At 42.0% G+C, this 18,007-nt stretch carries 20 protein-coding genes; all 20 read right to left on the bottom strand.

From position 1 onward, the window contains the following. Window positions 1–24: 24 nt before the first annotated feature. The 20 genes from tsf to fliM all read right to left on the bottom strand — a co-directional run bounded on the left by tsf (window position 25) and on the right by fliM (window position 17,985). Window positions 25–906, bottom strand: coding sequence for a translation elongation factor Ts (tsf, locus tag V756_RS0118845; protein ID WP_014663986.1), 882 nt, complete (start codon window positions 904–906; stop codon window positions 25–27). A 101-nt stretch (window positions 907–1,007) separates the two neighbouring features. Next, the gene (gene rpsB / locus V756_RS0118850) at window positions 1,008–1,748 is read right to left on the bottom strand and encodes a 30S ribosomal protein S2 (protein ID WP_003220918.1); all 741 of its coding nucleotides are present in this window, start codon (window positions 1,746–1,748) and stop codon (window positions 1,008–1,010) included. A 144-nt stretch (window positions 1,749–1,892) separates the two neighbouring features. Beyond that, window positions 1,893–2,393 carry a hypothetical protein gene (locus tag V756_RS0118855; RefSeq protein WP_024716031.1) on the bottom strand — a complete coding sequence of 167 codons (501 nt, stop codon included), beginning with the start codon at window positions 2,391–2,393 and terminating at the stop codon, window positions 1,893–1,895. 28 nt (window positions 2,394–2,421) lie between these two features. Next, window positions 2,422–3,186 carry an RNA polymerase sigma-28 factor SigD gene (gene sigD / locus V756_RS0118860; RefSeq protein WP_003220911.1) on the bottom strand — a complete coding sequence of 255 codons (765 nt, stop codon included), beginning with the start codon at window positions 3,184–3,186 and terminating at the stop codon, window positions 2,422–2,424. 22 nt (window positions 3,187–3,208) lie between these two features. Then, window positions 3,209–3,709: a chemoreceptor glutamine deamidase CheD gene (gene cheD, locus V756_RS0118865; protein WP_024716032.1), complete on the bottom strand. Its 501-nt coding sequence runs from the start codon at window positions 3,707–3,709 to the stop codon at window positions 3,209–3,211. Next, window positions 3,706–4,335: a CheY-P phosphatase CheC gene (gene cheC, locus V756_RS0118870; protein ID WP_024716033.1), complete on the bottom strand. Its 630-nt coding sequence runs from the start codon at window positions 4,333–4,335 to the stop codon at window positions 3,706–3,708. The genes cheD and cheC overlap by 4 nt, the downstream gene beginning before the upstream one ends. Window positions 4,336–4,353: 18 nt before the next feature. Continuing rightward, window positions 4,354–4,824, bottom strand: a complete 471-nt coding sequence (gene cheW, locus V756_RS0118875) for a chemotaxis protein CheW (RefSeq protein ID WP_024716034.1) — start codon at window positions 4,822–4,824, stop codon at window positions 4,354–4,356. A 21-nt stretch (window positions 4,825–4,845) separates the two neighbouring features. Next, entirely contained in the window at window positions 4,846–6,861 is a 2,016-nt protein-coding gene (cheA, locus tag V756_RS0118880) for a chemotaxis protein CheA (RefSeq protein ID WP_024716035.1), read from the bottom strand. A 4-nt stretch (window positions 6,862–6,865) separates the two neighbouring features. Further along, window positions 6,866–7,936, bottom strand: coding sequence for a protein-glutamate O-methylesterase CheB (gene cheB / locus V756_RS0118885; protein WP_024716036.1), 1,071 nt, complete (start codon window positions 7,934–7,936; stop codon window positions 6,866–6,868). Between the two features lies 1 nt (window position 7,937). Continuing rightward, window positions 7,938–8,834 carry a flagellum location/number ATPase FlhG gene (gene flhG / locus V756_RS0118890; RefSeq protein WP_081719926.1) on the bottom strand — a complete coding sequence of 299 codons (897 nt, stop codon included), beginning with the start codon at window positions 8,832–8,834 and terminating at the stop codon, window positions 7,938–7,940. Next, window positions 8,825–9,925 carry a flagellar biosynthesis GTPase FlhF gene (gene flhF, locus V756_RS0118895; protein ID WP_024716038.1) on the bottom strand — a complete coding sequence of 367 codons (1,101 nt, stop codon included), beginning with the start codon at window positions 9,923–9,925 and terminating at the stop codon, window positions 8,825–8,827. Before flhF ends, flhG begins: the two co-directional genes overlap by 10 nt. Next, entirely contained in the window at window positions 9,925–11,958 is a 2,034-nt protein-coding gene (flhA, locus tag V756_RS0118900; RefSeq protein WP_024716039.1) for a flagellar biosynthesis protein FlhA, read from the bottom strand. Before flhA ends, flhF begins: the two co-directional genes overlap by 1 nt. A 32-nt stretch (window positions 11,959–11,990) precedes the next feature. After that, a complete protein-coding gene (flhB, locus tag V756_RS0118905; protein ID WP_024716040.1) occupies window positions 11,991–13,073 on the bottom strand; it encodes a flagellar biosynthesis protein FlhB in 1,083 nt (360 codons plus the stop codon). Continuing rightward, window positions 13,073–13,852 carry a flagellar biosynthetic protein FliR gene (gene fliR, locus V756_RS0118910; protein WP_024716041.1) on the bottom strand — a complete coding sequence of 260 codons (780 nt, stop codon included), beginning with the start codon at window positions 13,850–13,852 and terminating at the stop codon, window positions 13,073–13,075. The genes flhB and fliR overlap by 1 nt, the downstream gene beginning before the upstream one ends. Window positions 13,853–13,859: 7 nt before the next feature. Further along, window positions 13,860–14,129 (bottom strand): flagellar biosynthesis protein FliQ, encoded by a 270-nt coding sequence (gene fliQ, locus V756_RS0118915; protein WP_014113798.1) that lies wholly within the window; start codon window positions 14,127–14,129, stop codon window positions 13,860–13,862. Window positions 14,130–14,143: 14 nt separating this feature from the next. Then, complete coding sequence (fliP, locus tag V756_RS0118920) at window positions 14,144–14,809, bottom strand: flagellar type III secretion system pore protein FliP (RefSeq protein ID WP_024716042.1); 666 nt, start codon at window positions 14,807–14,809, stop codon at window positions 14,144–14,146. Beyond that, a complete protein-coding gene (gene fliZ / locus V756_RS0118925; RefSeq protein WP_024716043.1) occupies window positions 14,802–15,461 on the bottom strand; it encodes a flagella biosynthesis regulatory protein FliZ in 660 nt (219 codons plus the stop codon). Before fliZ ends, fliP begins: the two co-directional genes overlap by 8 nt. Window positions 15,462–15,475: 14 nt before the next feature. Next, window positions 15,476–15,838 carry a chemotaxis protein CheY gene (gene cheY, locus V756_RS0118930; RefSeq protein WP_003220882.1) on the bottom strand — a complete coding sequence of 121 codons (363 nt, stop codon included), beginning with the start codon at window positions 15,836–15,838 and terminating at the stop codon, window positions 15,476–15,478. Between the two features lie 25 nt (window positions 15,839–15,863). Then, window positions 15,864–16,997 carry a flagellar motor switch phosphatase FliY gene (gene fliY, locus V756_RS0118935; protein ID WP_024716044.1) on the bottom strand — a complete coding sequence of 378 codons (1,134 nt, stop codon included), beginning with the start codon at window positions 16,995–16,997 and terminating at the stop codon, window positions 15,864–15,866. Further along, a complete protein-coding gene (gene fliM, locus V756_RS0118940) occupies window positions 16,987–17,985 on the bottom strand; it encodes a flagellar motor switch protein FliM (protein WP_024716045.1) in 999 nt (332 codons plus the stop codon). Before fliM ends, fliY begins: the two co-directional genes overlap by 11 nt. Between the last annotated feature and the right edge of the window lie 22 nt (window positions 17,986–18,007).

Genomic DNA, 18,007 nt, shown 5'->3' on the forward strand with positions numbered 1-18,007 from the left:
CTTAGCCGCGGAATCTTTTCGCCATTATTTTTTCACTTGGTTCATTACTTCTTCAGCAAAGTTTTCTTGGCGTTTTTCGATGCCTTCTCCAACTTCATAGCGGACATAAGTTTGAACAGTTGCGTTTTTCGCTGCAACAACTTGCTTCACTTTTTCATCTGGATTTTTAACGAACGCTTGGTCTAAAAGACAAATTTCTTCGAAGAATTTGTTCAGACGGCCTTCAACCATTTTCGCTACGATGTTTTCAGGTTTGCCTTCTTGAAGAGCTTGCTGAGTTAAGATTTGACGCTCATGGTTTGCTTCTTCTTCAGAAACTTGATCACGAGAAATGTAACGAGGGTTAACCGCAGCAACGTGCATTGCGATATCTTTTGCAATTTCTTCGTCAGTTGTACCGTTAAGAACAGTTAATACACCGATGCGGCCGCCCATGTGAAGGTATGCACCGAATGCAGAGCTGTCGTCTTTTGTAAGAACTGTAAAGCGGCGAAGAGTGATTTTCTCACCGATTTTAGCAACTGCGCTTGTGATGTACTCTTCAACGGTAGAGCCGTTTTCCATTTTTTGACCCATTGCTTCTTCAACATCTGCAGGAGCATTTGCAAGAAGGTGGTCAGCTAACGTGTTAAGAAGCTCTTTGAAGCCTTCGTTTTTCGCAACGAAGTCAGTTTCAGAGTTTACTTCTAGGATAACACCTTTGTTGCCGTCAGTTTTAATCAGAGTAGAACCTTCTGCTGCAATACGGTCAGCTTTTTTCGCTGCTTTCGCAATCCCTTTTTCTCTTAAAAGGTCAATTGCTTTGTCCATATCTCCGTCAGTTTCAGTTAACGCTTTTTTACAATCCATCATGCCTGCGCCAGTTTTTTCACGCAGTTCTTTTACTTGCTGTGCAGTAATTGCCATTTGTATTCCTCCTTATATGTTTAAACAAGACTATGTATATTACACATTTTTCTTGAAAAAAGGTGATAAAAGGCAGTCCCTCTTATCACCTTTTGAATAGGTTACGCAGTTGTTGTTTCTGTTTCTGGTGCAGTTTCTTCAGCAACTTCCGCTTCTTCTTCGCCTTGCTTCGCTTCTAAGATTGCATCTGCCATTTTAGAAGTTAGAAGTTTAACAGCGCGGATAGCGTCATCGTTCGCTGGGATTACAACATCAATTTCATCTGGATCACAGTTAGTATCTACGATACCGATGATAGGAATGTTTAATTTGCGAGCTTCCGCAACAGCGATGCGCTCTTTGCGAGGATCGATGATGAATAATGCATCAGGAAGATCCTTCATATCTTTAATTCCGCCTAGGAATTTTTCAAGACGTTCTAATTCTTTTTTCAATTGAACGACTTCTTTTTTAGGAAGTACATCAAACGTACCGTTTTCTTGCATTTTTTCAATGTCTTTAAGACGTTTAATACGTTTTTGGATTGTTTCAAAGTTTGTTAATGTACCGCCCAACCAGCGTTGGTTGACATAGTACATGCCAGAGCGCTGAGCTTCTTCTTTAACAGAATCTTGAGCTTGTTTTTTAGTTCCGACGAAAAGGATTTTTCCGCCTTCAGCAGCAAGATTTTTAGTGAAGTTGTAAGCTTCCTCTACTTTTTTGACTGTTTTTTGAAGGTCAATGATGTAGATTCCGTTACGCTCCGTGAAAATGTAACGCTTCATTTTTGGGTTCCAACGGCGTGTTTGGTGACCGAAGTGAACACCAGCTTCAAGCAATTGCTTCATAGAAATGACTGACATGTTATTTCCTCCTAATATAATGGTTTTTTTTCCTCCGCTTAAGTCATTTTTGTACAGAACTGCCGCCTGCAGCACCCTCTGCATAAATCGTTAAGCGTGTGTATTTAACACCAAGACATAATATAACACAGGTTTATCCGACAATCAAGAATCCTTTACACCTTTGGAGCGAAATTTTAAAAAGAGCTCGATTTCTGTCTTTCCGCTCTTCAGTTTCTGGGCAATTTGACTGGCTGAATACCCCTCTTCATATAATTCTAGGACCTGATCTTCAAATGATTGGACATCGCTGTTTACGCTCTCTTCCTGACGCTCGACTGCAGTAATCAGACCTTCAATATGTTCAGGAAGATTTTCTTCTTGAACCGCATCCCGCTCTGAATCTTTTTCAACGTGCTGAAGATCTGGCTTTTGAGTCTCTTCATCAGTTAGGCTTGAAGGTGAATCGGAATTGTCTATCAGTTTTTCATTTTCTTCCTTTAGTTCAAGAAGAAATGCCGCCAAGGTGTTTTCCGTCTCTTCAAGTATCTTCTTCTGCTGTTTTTCTGTTTCTTTCACAGCTGCGAGTCTCGTATACAGGATCATAACAGCATACAGAAGAACGCCGTGGAGCGTAAAGCTTAAAAGCCATAATAGTGTTGACATGTTTTTCACTCGCTAACCATGAAATTCATTATTGAATCACTTTCTCAAGCAGATTCTTTAATTTAAATAGTGCTTTTGAATGGATCTGTGATATGCGGGACGTAGAAAGGTTTAATACTTGTCCGATTTCTGTCAATGTCAGCTCCTCTTTGTAGAACAAACTGACCACCAGTTGCTCTTTTTCAGAGAGTTCGTGAATTTTTTCAGCAAGTTGTGCAATCAGTTCATCCTTCATAATCTTTTCTTCAGGGGGAACATTTTTGTCATCTCTGATCATGACCTGAATGTTTTCACCGTCATCTTGATCATGAAGCTTTTCATCAATTGACAGCAGATTTGCAAAAAAACCTTCATTCATTGTTGACACTACATCCTGAACCGTCATTCCGAGTTCCTCTGCAATTTCAGCGGGCGATACGTTCCGAAGATAACGCTGCTCAAGCTTTTCAATTGCTGCTTCAACCTTCTTTGTTTTTTCACGTGAGGTTCTGGGCAGCCAATCTTCTTTACGAAGCCCGTCTATGATTGCGCCGCGAATTCTAAACGAGGCGTAGGTATCAAATTTTAAGTCCCGGCTGGGGTCAAATTTTTCAAGGGCATCATATAAACCAAGCATACCAAGGCTCATAAGATCGTCTTTATGCACTGATTTCGGCAGTCCGACAGAAATTCTGCCTACATGATATGTGACAAGCGGCATGTAACGGCGCATTAGATCATCACCGGCTTTAGGATCCTTCCACTCTTTCCAGCGCGTCCAAAGCACCTGATCTTCATAATTCAAGGATTGCATTGTTATCCCCCTAATACCTTAATTAAATCGTTTTTTCACCTTGTTTAACAGTTCGAATATGCAGCATGCAGGACTTCGGTTCAAATTCTATCGTCCGGCCGCTAGAGCCGCCCGTATCTTCACTAATAATAGGAATATGATATAAAGACAGCTGTTCCTTTATCGCTAATACATTTCTCGGTCCGATCTTCATCAAATCATTTGTCGATTTAAATTTAAACATTTCTGATCCGCCGGCCAGCTTTGCTTTTAATGCAAATTTCCGGCAGCCAGCTTCAATCAGCATATCAATCGTGGTCTTTACGGCTGTGTCAGCGTACTTAGCCCGATTGAGTTCGGCCGTTTTCGATAACGTCGAATCGGGCAGCATGACATGGACAAGCCCCGCCGTTTGCTTTTCTTTATCATAAAGCACCAGCCCCACACATGATCCCAACCCAGAGGTCCTGATGGTGTCCGGGAAGCGGGCAATCTTCACGTCGGCAATTCCAACCTTTACAACAACAGCCTCAGTTGTACTCATAATGATGCACCCAATGCGACAAAGAGCTTTTCAAATGAATCATAGTCCGGCAGCATAAACATATGCGCTTTCAGCTCCTGCTGATGGCTTTGGTCAAAAATTGACGTGTCGACAACGATAGCGTGTTCTCCAACCTGGCTTAGCTCCATCAGCCCTTCGCTGATCACAGCGCCGAACATGTCCAATGAAACTTCAGGAACACTTGGATAAAGCTGAAGCTGCGTCAAATCCGCCAAGGCTGTTAAATATGATCCTGCTAAAATATTGCCCAGTTCATGCAAAGCCGATGAGCTCATATGATCTTCACCTAAGTCCTCTATATCAAAGTCGGGGTTTCCAATCAGATCTCTGATAAACTGTTCCGCCTGGTAAAAAGGCATTATAAAGAACATCGAACCCGTCAAATCGCCTTCCATTCTTAAAAAGATGCTGGCAACCGGGGTATCGGCGCCGCCGAAAAAATCTACAAGCTCATCGAAAGACAGCAGCTTTGCAAACGGGACTTCCATATCTATCTTTCTATTTAACAGCTGGGCCATTGCAGAGGCGGAGTGGCCGGCGCCTATATTGCCGACTTCCCGCAAAATGTCCATCTGCTCTTCTTTGATTCCATTAAAAATACTCATGTCATAACCCCTTTAAGATTAAGCTTGATCGGGCACAGCGGACTGAGATGATTCTTTATCCAAAACCGCGTTCGCATCAATAATATTTAAGAGTCTGTTCTCTTGTTTTACAATCTGTTCAATCGACACATCCGTATCTTTCTGGATGCTTTCTGGAGCGGATTCGATTTCACTTTCGTGTACGGTAATCACATCATTCGCTTCATCCACAATCCAGCCGATTTCAGTATCACGATAAGCAATAATGATAATTCGTGTTTCATCAGTAATTTCATTCTCTGGCAAATTCAGACGCTTTCTTAAATCAATAACCGGAGTCACCACCCCGCGCAAATTGATTACCCCGCAAATATATGGTTCAACGCCTGGCACTCTCGTTGGCTTTTGCCATTTTTCAATTGATTTCACCTGAGCGACGGAAATGGCATACTCTTTGCCATTCACCATAAAAACAATCATTTTTTCGCCGGTTTTAATTTCTGCAGTCATGTGAGACACCTCCTCGAATGGTTAAATAATCAGTGCGTTACAATCAATAATGAGCGCTACATCCCCGTCTCCTAAAATAGTAGCTCCGGAAATTGCAAAGACGTTTGCTAAATAATCTCCGAGTGATTTCAGCACAACTTCCTGCTGACCAATAAAGGAGTCCACCACAAATGCAGTAGGTTTGTCGCCTTTTTTCACGATAATGATATGGAGCTGTTCCGCATCTTGCCTTGTATCATCTATTTTAAACTCGTCTTTTAAATAAACGACAGGGACAATGTGCCCTCTAAAATCAATGACTTCACGGTCATGCGTTTGTAAAATGTCTTTTCTGTCAATAACTGCTGTTTCAATGATTGAAGAAATCGGAATAGCAAATGTCTCTTCTTCCAATTTGATCAGCAGAACTGAAATAATGGACAATGTCAGCGGAAGCTGGATGCTGAATAAAGAGCCTTGACCTTCAGCAGATTTCACACTTACTGAACCGCCAAGAGACTCCAATTTATTTTTCACAACGTCAAGACCGACACCGCGGCCGGAAATATCAGAAATTTGATCAGCAGTTGAGAACCCTGGAGCAAAAATCAATTCATAAATTTCATTGTCTTCTAAGGTTTCTGCTTCTTTTTCCGTAATGACCCCGCGTTCAAGCGCTTTTTCAAGAATTTTTTTGCGATTAAGGCCTGCACCGTCATCCTCTACTTCGATAAAGACATGGTTGCCGCTGTGATAAGCTTTAAGCACAACTTTTCCTGATTCCGGTTTTCCTTTTTGCAAACGTGTTTCCGGCGACTCAATCCCATGGTCAATACTGTTTCTGATTAAGTGAACGAGAGGATCTCCGATTTCATCAATCACTGTGCGGTCCAGTTCAGTTTCAGCACCGATGATCGAGAGTTCGATTTTTTTATTCAGCTCTTTTTGAAGCTGACGAATCATTCTCGGGAACCGGTTAAAAACGGTTTCAACCGGAACCATTCTCATATTGAGAATAATCGATTGCAAATCTCCGGAAATTCTCGTCATTCGTTCAACCGTTTCAGTCAGTTCATTGTGCTCAAGCTCTTTTGCAATCTGCTCAAGACGCCCGCGGTCAATAACAAGCTCTTCAAATAAATTCATTAAAGAATCAAGTCTGTCAATGTTGACACGAATTGTTTTAGATCCACCCGCTGCATGCTTCGCCTGCTCATCGTTTTTAGCAGGCTGTTTTTGATTCTCCTGCTTTACAGGTACAGGTGCTGGCGAATCTGCAGGCTTAGATTCTGCCGGCTTTTCAGCTGATGTTAAAGGAGCTCCTTGAATGACTTCAACATGCTCAATTTCTGAAACGCCATTGATTAATTGTTCAATCTCTTCCGCTGATTGATGTGTTAAGAAGCAAACTTGAAAGTCCGTGCCGAAATCTTCTGTTTCAAGCACTTCCGCACTTGGGATTGTTTTGGCCACTTCTCCGACTTCATTAAGCTTTTCAAACACCATATAGACACGAACTGCTTTTAGCATACAGTTTTCATTCAGAGAAATTTTGATTTCAAATCGCTTAAAGCCTTGTTCCTCCGCTTCTTGTATCACAGTTCGTTCAAATTCGTCATATTCCCAATCAGTGGCTGAATTCTGTGCTACTGCAGGTTCCGCAGAGGCAGCCGCTTCAGCGTGCGCACCATTCACATCAAGCTTTGCGCTTACTTCTGAGATATCTCTTTTACCATCCCCGCCGTCAATGATAGACTGAACCATAGCATCCAGGTGATCCAGAGCTTCAAACAAAATATCCATCCAGTCTGAGGTAACTGCCATTTCTCCGTTTCGGAATGCATCCAGCACGTTCTCAAGCAGATGGGTTAGATGTGCTAAATCCGTATAGCCCATCGTTGCGCTCATTCCTTTTAATGTATGGGCAGCTCTGAATATATCATGAACGAGCTGAAGATCAGTCGGGTCTTTCTCTAAAAGAAGAAGCTTTTCATTACATGTTTGTAAATGTTCTTTACTCTCATCAATAAAGACATCTAAATACTGATTCATATCCATTGAATCACACCCTCTCTTTTTTCACACAGCTTGTGATGGATGCTGCGATATCTTCCACATGTTTAATCTCATGAATGAGGCCCGCTTTAACAGCTGCTTTCGGCATCCCATATACGACACAAGATTCTTCAGACTCCGCAATGGTTTTCACATTGCCTGCCGTTAGCAAATCCTTTAAGCCGGCAGTTCCGTCACTGCCCATTCCGGTCATGATTACCGCTACTTTTTCATAGTCTGCCAGTTTACCGACAGAACGGAACAAATAATCCGCTGATGGTTTATGACGGCTTGGTGTATCGACATTATCAAGAACAATCTGGAGTCCTCCGCTGTTTTTGATAACGGATATGTTTTTTCCGCCCGGCGCTATGTAAACACAGCCGTTAAGAGCTTCCTCACCATCTTTTGCTTCTTTTACTTGAATGTCAGATAAATGATTCAGCCGCTCAGCCAAAGAAGCAGTAAAACCTTCGGGCATGTGCTGAACGACAACCACTGGTGCATTCAAATCCTTAGGGAGCTTCGGTATCACCTTTTGTAATGCTCTTGGGCCGCCTGTTGATGTGCCGATACATACAATCTGTCTGCCTGTGCCGGATTTCAGTTTGCTTAATTCAGGCTTTACAGCACGCACTATAGGTTCAGGGCGGACCGCCTGCGGAACAGGCGGTTTATGCTTGCCGGAAAGTCCAGCCGCGACGACACGCTCAACTAATTGTTCTTTAATTTTGTACAAATCCAGAGATATCGAGCCTGATGGCTTTGTGATAAAGTCAAAAGCACCGATCTCTAAACAATTAATTGTGCACTCTTTCCCTTTTTCGGTCTGGCTTGACACCATGATGACCGGCAAGTTATAAATTTCAATAATTTTACGCAGTGTGTCCGTTCCATTCATGACTGGCATTTCAACATCAAGTGTAATAACGTCCGGATTTAGTAATTCAATTTTCTTAAGCGCTTCTTCTCCGTTTCTCGCAGTTCCGATTACTTCTATCTGCTTTTCCTCGGTCAGAAAATCACTTATCATTTTTCTCATAAAAGCTGAATCATCCACTACAAGCACACGAATCAAATTAAGCCCTCCTCATTAAAAAAGAAGATAATTTCTCTATAAATGTCTGTTTGTCTTCTTTGTGTCTCGTTTCTTCTCTTTCAAATAAGGCGTCCGCTAAAAGACGGACTGACCGGCTGGCTTTTGCCTGAGGACTTTTTATGAAAAAAGGAACCTGTTCGACAACTGCTTTGCTCACGATCGGATCATCAGAAACGGAACCGGCAAACTGAACCTGAACATCCAAAAACATATGAATCGTGCGGGAAAGGCGGGTAAAAGCGTCTAGCCCTTCCTTTTGATCACGGCACCGATTGACAGCAACCTTCATTGAAAGTTTACTTTCAGTCAAAATCAAATGTTTGACAGCACTGTATGCGTCCATGATGGCCGTCGGTTCTGGAGTCGTAATAATCAAAATATCTTCTGCGGATAAGATAAAAGGCAGCTGATCTTTTGATAGGCCCGCTCCCAAGTCAAACAGCACATAATCGAACTGGCTTAACGCATGAGAAAGTTCATTAGCAAAAAAGGCCCATTTTCTCTGATCCAGCTGAAACATTACATCCAGACCGGTTCCTCCTGATATATACCGCAGACCCTTTGGCCCAACGGATAATGACTGCATCAGCGGCTTATGTTCGGTTAATACGTCGATAATCGTGGCGGACGATGTGTTTCCCATCAATATATCAATGTTTCCCATCCCGATATCGAGATCAATGAGCAACACCTTCTTACCTTTATCCTGCAGCACAAGGGCCATGTTTAAAGTAATATTGGATTTTCCGACACCGCCCTTGCCGCTGATGACAGCAAGTGTCTTCGCTTTTTGTGAATAAACCATTGGCAGAACACGCTGACGCTTTTCCATTTTCGCCCGTAAAGTCGCTGCTTGGTCAAATCTGTTCATCTGCACAGCATCCTTACAAATTCATGCGGAGACACAGTCTTTATATCCTCCGGCACATTCTGGCCGTTTGTAAAAAACCCGGCGCCTATTTTTGATTCTGCCAGTATATTAAATACAGAACCTAAGGAAGCAGTTTCATCTATTTTTGTAAAAATAAACTGATTGACAGGGACGGATGAAAACCGTTTGACAATATGCTTCATATCTTCATATTTTGTAGTTGCCGATAAAACGAGAAATGACTGAATGGCACTTCCAAAAGGAATCGTTTCTTTCAATTCATCAATATATTGCTGTTCCTTGAAGTTTCTTCCGGCTGTATCAATAAACACATGATCATACTCAGAAAACAACTCCTTCGCCTGCTGAAATTCTTCTTTTGTATAGCAAACTTCCAGGGGTGCCTGCAGCAGTTCGGCGTATGTTTTCAACTGTTCAACAGCTGCAATACGATACGTATCTGTTGTAATAAAAGCGATTTTTTTCTGTTTTTCAAGCATAGATATGGCTGCGAGCTTAGCCAGCGTTGTTGTTTTACCAGCGCCAGTTGAACCAAACAGTACAATATACTTTGAATGTATAGACTCCTGCCACTTGTCTGTTGAAGGCAGCGTGTCGCATAGTATATCCTGAAGTTTGCCGACCACGTTTTCTTCTGTAAGACCTCCTGCTTCCACAGAGAAGCGAAGCAATTTTTTTAGAGCGTTCGTCTTTGTTGATTCTTTAATCCCCGTTTCATCCAAAAGCTTTTCTGCTTTTCTCAACGGCTCAGGAAGTACTGATTGATAAGCTGAAAAATCACCGGGCTCTTGTTGCGCCGGAATTTGAGAGAGATACGGCCCCTCCTCTATTTTCGGACTGCTGACCGGAGTTTTTAATGTTTGTTTCGGCTCAGCTGCTTTTTGGGGTGTTTTTTTCTCAAGAAAGTCTTGATCCAATACGGCAATTACTTCAACAGCAGGCTTTTTGATGAGTCCAAACCATTTTCGCTTATTAATTTTTTTCGAATTTAATATGACTGCTTCATTACCTAATTCTTTTCTGATGAGAAGTGCCGCTTCTTGCATTGAAGCAGCAGTAAATTTTTTTATTTTCATTAAATATCCACCACTCCAATGCTTTGTACCTCAACATTCGCTTCAAGTTCGTTATAAGAAAGTACCGGAAGGTCAGGGAAGTATCGTTCCAGAAGCTGTTTCACATACATTCTGACAGGCGGCGAGCATAGAAGAATTGCGGTTTCCTGACGCAATGAAAGCTGTTCGGCTTCTTTAGCGACAGAGCGCACAATGCTTTCTGAAACATCTGGTTCAAGCGACAAATAATTACCGTGTTCCGTTTGCTGTACACCGTCTGCTATTGCCTTTTCTACACGGCCCGAACAAGTCACGACCTTTAACACTTCACTTTCCTTGGCAAACTGGGCTGTAATTTGTTTAGCAAGCGCCTGTCTCGTATACTCTGTCAAAAGATCGGAATCAGTTGTTAATTTTCCATAGTCAGCAAGCGTTTCAAAAATCGTGACTAAATTTCGGATAGACACTTTTTCTTTTAAAAGCTTAGCCAGCACCTTCTGAACCTCACCGACAGACAACGGATTCGGCGTAACCTCTTCCACAAGGACCGGGTACGTTTCTTTCAAGTGATCGATCAGCTGTTTCGTCTCCTGTCTTCCGATCAATTCGTGGGCGTGCTGCTTAATTTTCTCCGTAATATGGGTTGAAACGACCGAAGCAGGATCGACAACTGTATAACCAAGCATGTCAGCTTCATCCTTTACAGCTTCGCCAATCCATTTTGCCGGCAGTCCGAATGACGGTTCAACTGTTTCAATTCCTTCTATGAGATCGTCTTCAGGCGTAGGCGACATCGCTAAGTAATGATCAAGCAAAAGCTCGCCTTTCGCTACTTCATTTCCTTTAATTTTCAATCGATATTCATTAGGCTGAAGCGCTATATTGTCTCTGATGCGCACAACAGGAATGACAAGTCCGAGTTCCAGAGCCAACTGACGGCGAATCATCACAATTCGGTCTAATAAATCACCGCCTTGATTGGCATCAGCAAGCGGGATCAGACCATATCCGAACTCAAATTCTATCGGGTCTATGTGCAGAAGCTGAACAACGCTTTCAGGGCTTTTAAGGTCGTCAACCTCAGCCTCTTCCTCAAGTATTTCATCCACTTCTTCTTTTTCCTTACCTGATTTAGATAACGTATAACCGCCGAAAGCAAGCAGTCCCGCAAGCGGTCCCGTCAGAAAAATGCCAATCGGAGTGAAAATACCAAGAAGCAAAATCGTAGCTGCTGCGACGTATAAAAGCTTTGGATAAGCAAACAGCTGACCTGTAATATCATGACCTAAGTTTCCTTCAGAAGCAGCTCTTGTTACGACAATACCTGTAGCTGTAGAAATGAGCAGCGCTGGAATTTGCGAAACGATTCCATCCCCTACAGTCAGCATCGTAAAGTGTGAAGCGGCTTCTTGAATGGACATGCCCTGCTGAAGCATTCCGATCACGATACCAAAGATAATATTGATCATCACAATGATGATTCCGGCAATCGCGTCGCCTTTAACAAATTTACTGGCACCGTCCATTGCTCCATAAAAGTCTGCTTCTCTTGCCACTTTTTCGCGGCGGTGCTTCGCTTCCTGTTCGGTAATCATCCCTGCGTTTAAATCAGCATCAATACTCATCTGCTTCCCTGGCATTGCATCGAGCGTAAACCTTGCTGCCACCTCGGAAACACGTTCAGCACCTTTCGTAATGACGATAAACTGAATAATAATCAGGATGATGAAAACAACGAGTCCAACTAGTACATTTCCGCCGACAACGAAATTTCCGAAAGTCTCGACGACTTTTCCTCCCTCACCATGTGAAAGAATTGAACGGGTAGTTGAGACGTTCAAGCCCAAACGAAATAGGGTTAAAAGCAGCAACAGTGACGGAAATATCGAAAACTGAAGCGCTTCTTGCATATTCATTGTGGTAAGAAGCACGATCAACGCAAGAGAAATATTAATAATGATTAAAATACTTAACAGCCATGGAGGAAATGGAATCACCAGCATCGCCACAATGAGGACCACACTTATTAAAACGGATAAATCTCTTGTTGACATGCTGTTTTTTCTCTCCTTTTAAATCGAAAAATTCAATATACTTTTTGTTTGGTTTTATATACGTAAGCCAGAATTTCTGCCAAGACTTTAAAAAACTCTTCCGGCACTGCCTGGTCAATTTCTACCTGATCATATAACGCACGGGCAAGCGGTCTGTTTTCTACCATCATGACATCATGCTCTTTAGCGATTTTCCTGATTTTTAACGCTAAATGGTCAACACCTTTTGCAACAATATAAGGAGCGTCCATTTTTTCTTCGTCATATTTCAGAGCAATCGCATAATGGGTCGGGTTAGTGATAATCACATCTGCTTTTGGGACTTCCTGCATCATCCGCCTCATCGCCATTTCCCGCTGTCTTTGTTTAATTTTTGACCTGATAATCGGGTCTCCTTCAGATTTTTTGTACTCATCTTTTATATCCTGCTTTGACATTTTGATATTTTTCTCATAGTCAAACCTTTGATATAAATAGTCGAGACCAGCAAGTATCAACAAAGCTCCTGCACCGCTCAGCCCCATCCATAAGGTGAGTTTTGATACAAAAGAAAGTACCTCTCCGGGTGTCAGGAGCGGGAGCCGGAGAATTTCTCCATAATGCAGCCAAAGCACAGCGAAAGCCGCAAAACCGACAACTGTGATTTTCAATATAGATTTAATCAGCTCTACAATCGCCCTCATGCTGTATATTCGTTTAAAACCTTTGATCGGGTCCAGCTTTTCAAGCTTAGGCTGTATCACTTCAGCAGAAAACAAGAACCCAACCTGCATATAGTTGCTTACGACCCCTGCAACAAGAGCGACAAGCAAGATCGGTGCAAGTATCATGCCCATATCCTCTAATAAGCTGATAAACAGCGTGTGCACATTTGATTCTGAAAGCTTCATTGTGAGCGAATCGGTATAAAACATTTCTATAAATGAAAGCAGCTTGTCTCTCATATACGGACCAATCGCAATAAACGAAAGGAATACGACTAATAAAGAAATGGCGGTATTAACATCCGAACTTTTGGCTACCTGCCCTTTTTTTCGCGTATCCTTCCGTTTTTTCGGAGTGGCTTTTTCTGTCTTTTCTCCCGCAAAAAACTGCAGGTCAATTCTAAGCTTCATTAAGAAACACCGACCAATGCTAAAAGATTCCGCATCGTTTCAATCGTCAAACCGAAAACATTCCGCACAACAACGAAAATAACGGACATACACACAATGAGCATGATAAAACTGACAGCGATCTTTAAAGGCAGACCGACCACAAATACATTTAGTTGCGGAACAGTCCGAGCCACAATACCTAATGCTAAATCAACTAGAAACAAACTGGCCACAACCGGCGCTGACATTTGAAAAGCGATAATAAACATCGCATTAAAGCTTTTCGCGATAAAATAAGCAAACTTTTCATCGCCGAAATTCGGAAATGCCTGATCAACTGAAATATACTGAAAGCTATAGTAAATACCGTCCAGAAGCAAATGGTGGGCATTGACACTAAGCATAAACAATAGTGCCATCGTATAGATAAACTGGCCGATCAACGGACTTTGTGCACCGGTTTGCGGGTCAATTACGTTCGCAATTGAAAATCCCATTTGAAAATCAATAAACGAGCCGGCAATCTGAACTGCGGCAATCATCATATAAGCGATTAAACCTAGACAGAGACCAACCAAAGCTTCCTTAAACGCCAAGAGCATATATTGCTCATCTATCTCCAAAGAGGGCGGTTTATCAATGGTGCTGAAACAAATGACTGCGAGAAAAAAAGCAAATCCAATACGATGAACAGCCGGGACATTTCGGTGTCCGAACAGCGGTATCGTTACAAAAAAAGCAGAGATTCTAATAAAAACCAATAAGAAGGCAGGAAATAAATCAATAATCGAATTCATCTCTACATTACCCTGCAAAACGATTTAAATTAGAGAACAGCTCTGTTGTAAATGAAAGAATGGTCGACAGCATCCATGGACCAAAAAAAATCAGGGCCAGAAGAACCGCCACGATTTTCGGAATAAACGCCAAAGTCTGTTCCTGGATTTGAGTTGTTGCCTGAAATATGCTGACGATTAAACCGACCAGTAAAGCGATAGCCAGCAATGGCGCACTGATCATCAGCGTTACGTATACGGCCTTTTCCGCCATAGAAATTACAAATTCTGAACTCACGTTTAGCACCTACCCTAAAAGCTCTGAAGCAAAGATTTTACAATTAAATACCAGCCGTCTACTAAAACAAAAAGTAATATTTTAAAGGGCAGAGAAATCATAACTGGAGGGAGCATCATCATTCCCATTGACATTAAAACGCTCGCCACTACCATATCTATAATTAAAAATGGGATAAAAATCATAAAACCGATTTGAAACGCTGTTTTAAGCTCTGATATCGCAAAAGCCGGAACCATTGTTGTTAGCGGAATATCCTTTAATGATTCAGGTTTATCCATTTTTGCGTAATTCATAAACAGCGCCAGGTCCTTCTGCCTTGTGTGTTTACTCATAAATTCTTTGATCGGTTCCTCAGCTTTTGTATACGCTTCGTCCAAGCTGATTTTGTTGTCCATCAATGGGGTCAGCGCTTCTTTATTAATCTCTGAAAAAGTAGGAGCCATAATAAAAAACGTTAAAAACAGCGCAAGCCCGATGAGAACCTGGTTTGGCGGCATAGATTGTGTCCCCAGGGAAGTCCGGACAAATGACAGAACAATGACGATGCGAGTAAAACAAGTCATAAGAATCAAAATTCCAGGCGCCACTGAAAATACAGTTAACAATAACAGTAATTTAACAGTTGAACTAACGTTTTGCGGATCGCTCGAATTGAAAATATTTATAAACTCATTCATGATGACGTGGGCCTTTCTTCTTTCCTTCAGAACGGTTTTGTTTTAACTCCTCAAGCTGCTCTTTTAATGCTTTTGAAAATGAAGGCAGTTTTTGCTGCGGCTGATGTTCAGAGCCCTTCAGCGGCTTTACAAACTTTTTCCACTCTATCTTGCTTGACATTGCCTCTTCATGCTGGCTGAGAATAGCTTCAATCTCTTTTTCATCTTCAATTTCTTTCAGCAGCTGAATCGTCTCTCCTACACCGACGACGAGCACACTTTTTCCAACTTTGACCAATTGAATGGATCTGTTTTGACCAACCGATGTGCCGCCAATATTTTCAACATATTGGAAAGGTTTTAGAAGGCGATTTCTTTTGTTCATGAGCTTAACCAGCCCGTAAATCAGCACGACAACAAACAGTAAAGCGAAAATCATCTTCACAAAATCAAAAGCTGAGACAGAAGGAGCAGCCGCTCCCTCCGTCTCATCAGCAGTTTGTGTTGTTTTTTCTATCTTTTGCTCTGACTTATCTGCAGTTTTTTCATCTTTCTTTTGAAACCATTCGTTTACAGTTGAATTATCAGAGCCTGCCGCGGCTGCAGCAATCGGATGTACACTGAATAAAACGAAAAAACATATAAAAGCGATGAAATATTGACTCTTTTTCAACAGTCGTACACCCTTTAACTTAATGTTTTGTTGATTGCTTCAAGCACACGGTCAGCCTGGAATGGTTTTACGATAAAATCCTTAGCGCCGGCCTGAATGGCATCAATAACCATTGATTGCTGACCCATAGCAGAACACATAATGATTCTTGCTTGTGCATCAATTTGTTTAATTTCTTTTAATGCTGAAATCCCATCCATCTCTGGCATTGTGATATCCATAGTAACAAGATCAGGAGAATGCTCTTTATACTTTTCTACTGCTTGTGCTCCATTTTCTGCTTCTGCTACTACTTCAAATCCGTTTTTCACCAAAATATCTTTAATCATCATTCGCATAAATGCTGCGTCATCTACAATTAAAATTCTGTGTGCCATAATCAATCTCTCTCCTTGTGTTTCGTTATTTTAAATTATTAATGCGCTCTGCCTGGCTTAAAATGTCAGTGACTCTTACCCCAAAGTTTTCTTCAATGACAACGACCTCGCCTTTGGCAACAATACGCTGATTAACTAAAATATCTACAGGTTCACCGGCTAATTTATCAAGTTCAATAATACTTCCGGCAGAAAGCTCCAAAATCTCTTTTACGCTTCTCTTCGTTCTGCCAAGCTCAACAGTAATCGAAAGCGGGATATCCAAAAGCATATCCAGGTTGTTTATAGGGGCTTGCGAAGCCTCGTTTGGATCAAACGCGGAAAATTCCACCGGAGAAACCTGAACCGGCGCTGCTTTTTTCGGTGTTCCCTGCCTTTTTGGCGGCTGCTGTTGCTGCGGTTCATTACGCGGCTCTGGCATGACAGGCTCTTTCGGCTGCTCATATGCAACATCAGGCTGCGCCGTTGTTTCTTCCTCCGCACTTTCTGTGTTCATAAGACTTGAAATTAAATCTTTCGCAAATGTCAGCGGGTAAAGCTGCATAATGCTGGAGTCTATTAATTCTCCCACCTTTAAGTTGAAAGAAACTTTCACCAGCATTTCATCATCAGGAATACGGTCTGTTCCCTTTTCTTCAGTAACATCGAGCAACTCAACCCGAGGCGGTGAAATATCAATTTTTTTACTGAATACAGTAGACATTGATGTAGCGGCTGATCCCATCATTTGGTTCATTGCTTCTTGAACCGCACTTAAATGGATTTCACCCAGTGAAGGGTCCGCACCTTTTCCGTCTCCACCGATCATTAAGTCAGCAATGATCGCCGCGTCATTTTGCTCCACGACCAGCAGGTTGCTACCGCTGAAGCCCTCTGTATAATTCACTTCAATCGCTACATACGGTTCAGGAAACGCATCGCTGATTTTACTTTTAGGAATGACAGTTACACTCGGAGTCGTAATATCAACCTTTTGATTTAAAAGCGTTGAAAGTGCTGTCGCAGAACTGCCAAATGAAATATTTCCAATTTCACCGATTGCATCACGCTCCATTTCCGACAAGTCATGTGTTTCCGGAACCTCTGGCTCATCCGGCGTGCTGCCTGTGCCGTTAAGAAGCGCGTCAATCTCATCTTGAGATAATCTATTATTCTCCATCTTGTTCACCTCTTATGTCGTGATCTAAAATTTGCACTGCCTGTTTTCGATTCACCCGGCCGGCTTGTCCTAAAAATTTCGGCTTATCTCCGACCAATACAGTAAGAGGATCTGTGACTGATTTGTCTAAAGTTATGCAGTCTCCGACTTCTAAAATTAAAAACTCTTCTATTGTCAGTTCAGATGTGCCGAGCTCGGCCACGACAGGTATTTGTGCTGTCATGATACGTTTTTCAAGCGACTTTGTTTCCTCAGGCTTAGGCTCATTTCTATCTGATTGCATCCAATAGTGGACTGAAAGCTTCGGTATGAGCGGCTCGAGGACGATATGCGGGATACAGAGATTAATGACACCGCTGATTTCACCGATTTGAGTATTGAGTGAGATGACCACGACTGTCTCATTAGGAGATACCATCTGAACGAATTGCGGATTCACTTCAAACTCAGTCATTTCCGGTTCAATATCAGCAATTGACTGCCAAGCTTCTTTATAATTTCCCAGTGCATTTTCAAATAAATTAGAAATGATTTTTGTTTCAATTTCTGTTAAACTATCAACCTTATTATGACTGATTCCAATCCCGCCCATTACCCGATCCATCATCGCATAAGCAATCGTCGGGTTAACCTCCATCATAATTCTGCCTTCCATCGGGTGGACGTCAAACAGATTTAAAATCGTCATATTCGGAATGGATCTGATAAATTCCTCATACGGGACCTGGTCAACAGAACTGACAGATATGTGAATATAGGTTCTGAGCTGAGCAGAAAAGTGTGTCGTTAGAAGTCTTGCAAAGTTGTCATGAATTCTCGTTAAACTGCGGATCTGATCCTTAGAAAAACGCAGTGCACGTTTGAAATCATAAACCTTCACTTTCTTCTCTTTTTCTTCTTTTTTCAGCTCTTCAGCGTCCATTTCACCAGTTGATATTGCAGAAAGCAGTGCATCTATTTCATTTTGGGAGAGAACTTCTCCTGACATTTTCCTCACCTCCGTATTCTGT

Origin of the sequence: Bacillus tequilensis KCTC 13622 (assembly GCF_000507145.1) — a bacterium.
Lineage (GTDB): Bacteria > Bacillota > Bacilli > Bacillales > Bacillaceae > Bacillus > Bacillus tequilensis.

What these genes read in the sequence shown, in the direction of transcription:
- tsf (WP_014663986.1), bottom strand. Translation starts at nt 906, where the DNA reads ATGGCAATTACTGCACAGCAAGTAAAAGAACTGCGTGAAAAAACTGGC.
- rpsB (WP_003220918.1), bottom strand. Translation starts at nt 1,748, where the DNA reads ATGTCAGTCATTTCTATGAAGCAATTGCTTGAAGCTGGTGTTCACTTC.
- V756_RS0118855 (WP_024716031.1), bottom strand. Translation starts at nt 2,393, where the DNA reads ATGTCAACACTATTATGGCTTTTAAGCTTTACGCTCCACGGCGTTCTT.
- sigD (WP_003220911.1), bottom strand. Translation starts at nt 3,186, where the DNA reads ATGCAATCCTTGAATTATGAAGATCAGGTGCTTTGGACGCGCTGGAAA.
- cheD (WP_024716032.1), bottom strand. Translation starts at nt 3,709, where the DNA reads ATGAGTACAACTGAGGCTGTTGTTGTAAAGGTTGGAATTGCCGACGTG.
- cheC (WP_024716033.1), bottom strand. Translation starts at nt 4,335, where the DNA reads ATGAGTATTTTTAATGGAATCAAAGAAGAGCAGATGGACATTTTGCGG.
- cheW (WP_024716034.1), bottom strand. Translation starts at nt 4,824, where the DNA reads ATGACTGCAGAAATTAAAACCGGCGAAAAAATGATTGTTTTTATGGTG.
- cheA (WP_024716035.1), bottom strand. Translation starts at nt 6,861, where the DNA reads ATGGATATGAATCAGTATTTAGATGTCTTTATTGATGAGAGTAAAGAA.
- flhF (WP_024716038.1), bottom strand. Translation starts at nt 9,925, where the DNA reads ATGAAAATAAAAAAATTTACTGCTGCTTCAATGCAAGAAGCGGCACTT.
- flhA (WP_024716039.1), bottom strand. Translation starts at nt 11,958, where the DNA reads ATGTCAACAAGAGATTTATCCGTTTTAATAAGTGTGGTCCTCATTGTG.
- flhB (WP_024716040.1), bottom strand. Translation starts at nt 13,073, where the DNA reads ATGAAGCTTAGAATTGACCTGCAGTTTTTTGCGGGAGAAAAGACAGAA.
- fliR (WP_024716041.1), bottom strand. Translation starts at nt 13,852, where the DNA reads ATGAATTCGATTATTGATTTATTTCCTGCCTTCTTATTGGTTTTTATT.
- fliP (WP_024716042.1), bottom strand. Translation starts at nt 14,809, where the DNA reads ATGAATGAGTTTATAAATATTTTCAATTCGAGCGATCCGCAAAACGTT.
- cheY (WP_003220882.1), bottom strand. Translation starts at nt 15,838, where the DNA reads ATGGCACACAGAATTTTAATTGTAGATGACGCAGCATTTATGCGAATG.
- fliY (WP_024716044.1), bottom strand. Translation starts at nt 16,997, where the DNA reads ATGGAGAATAATAGATTATCTCAAGATGAGATTGACGCGCTTCTTAAC.
- fliM (WP_024716045.1), bottom strand. Translation starts at nt 17,985, where the DNA reads ATGTCAGGAGAAGTTCTCTCCCAAAATGAAATAGATGCACTGCTTTCT.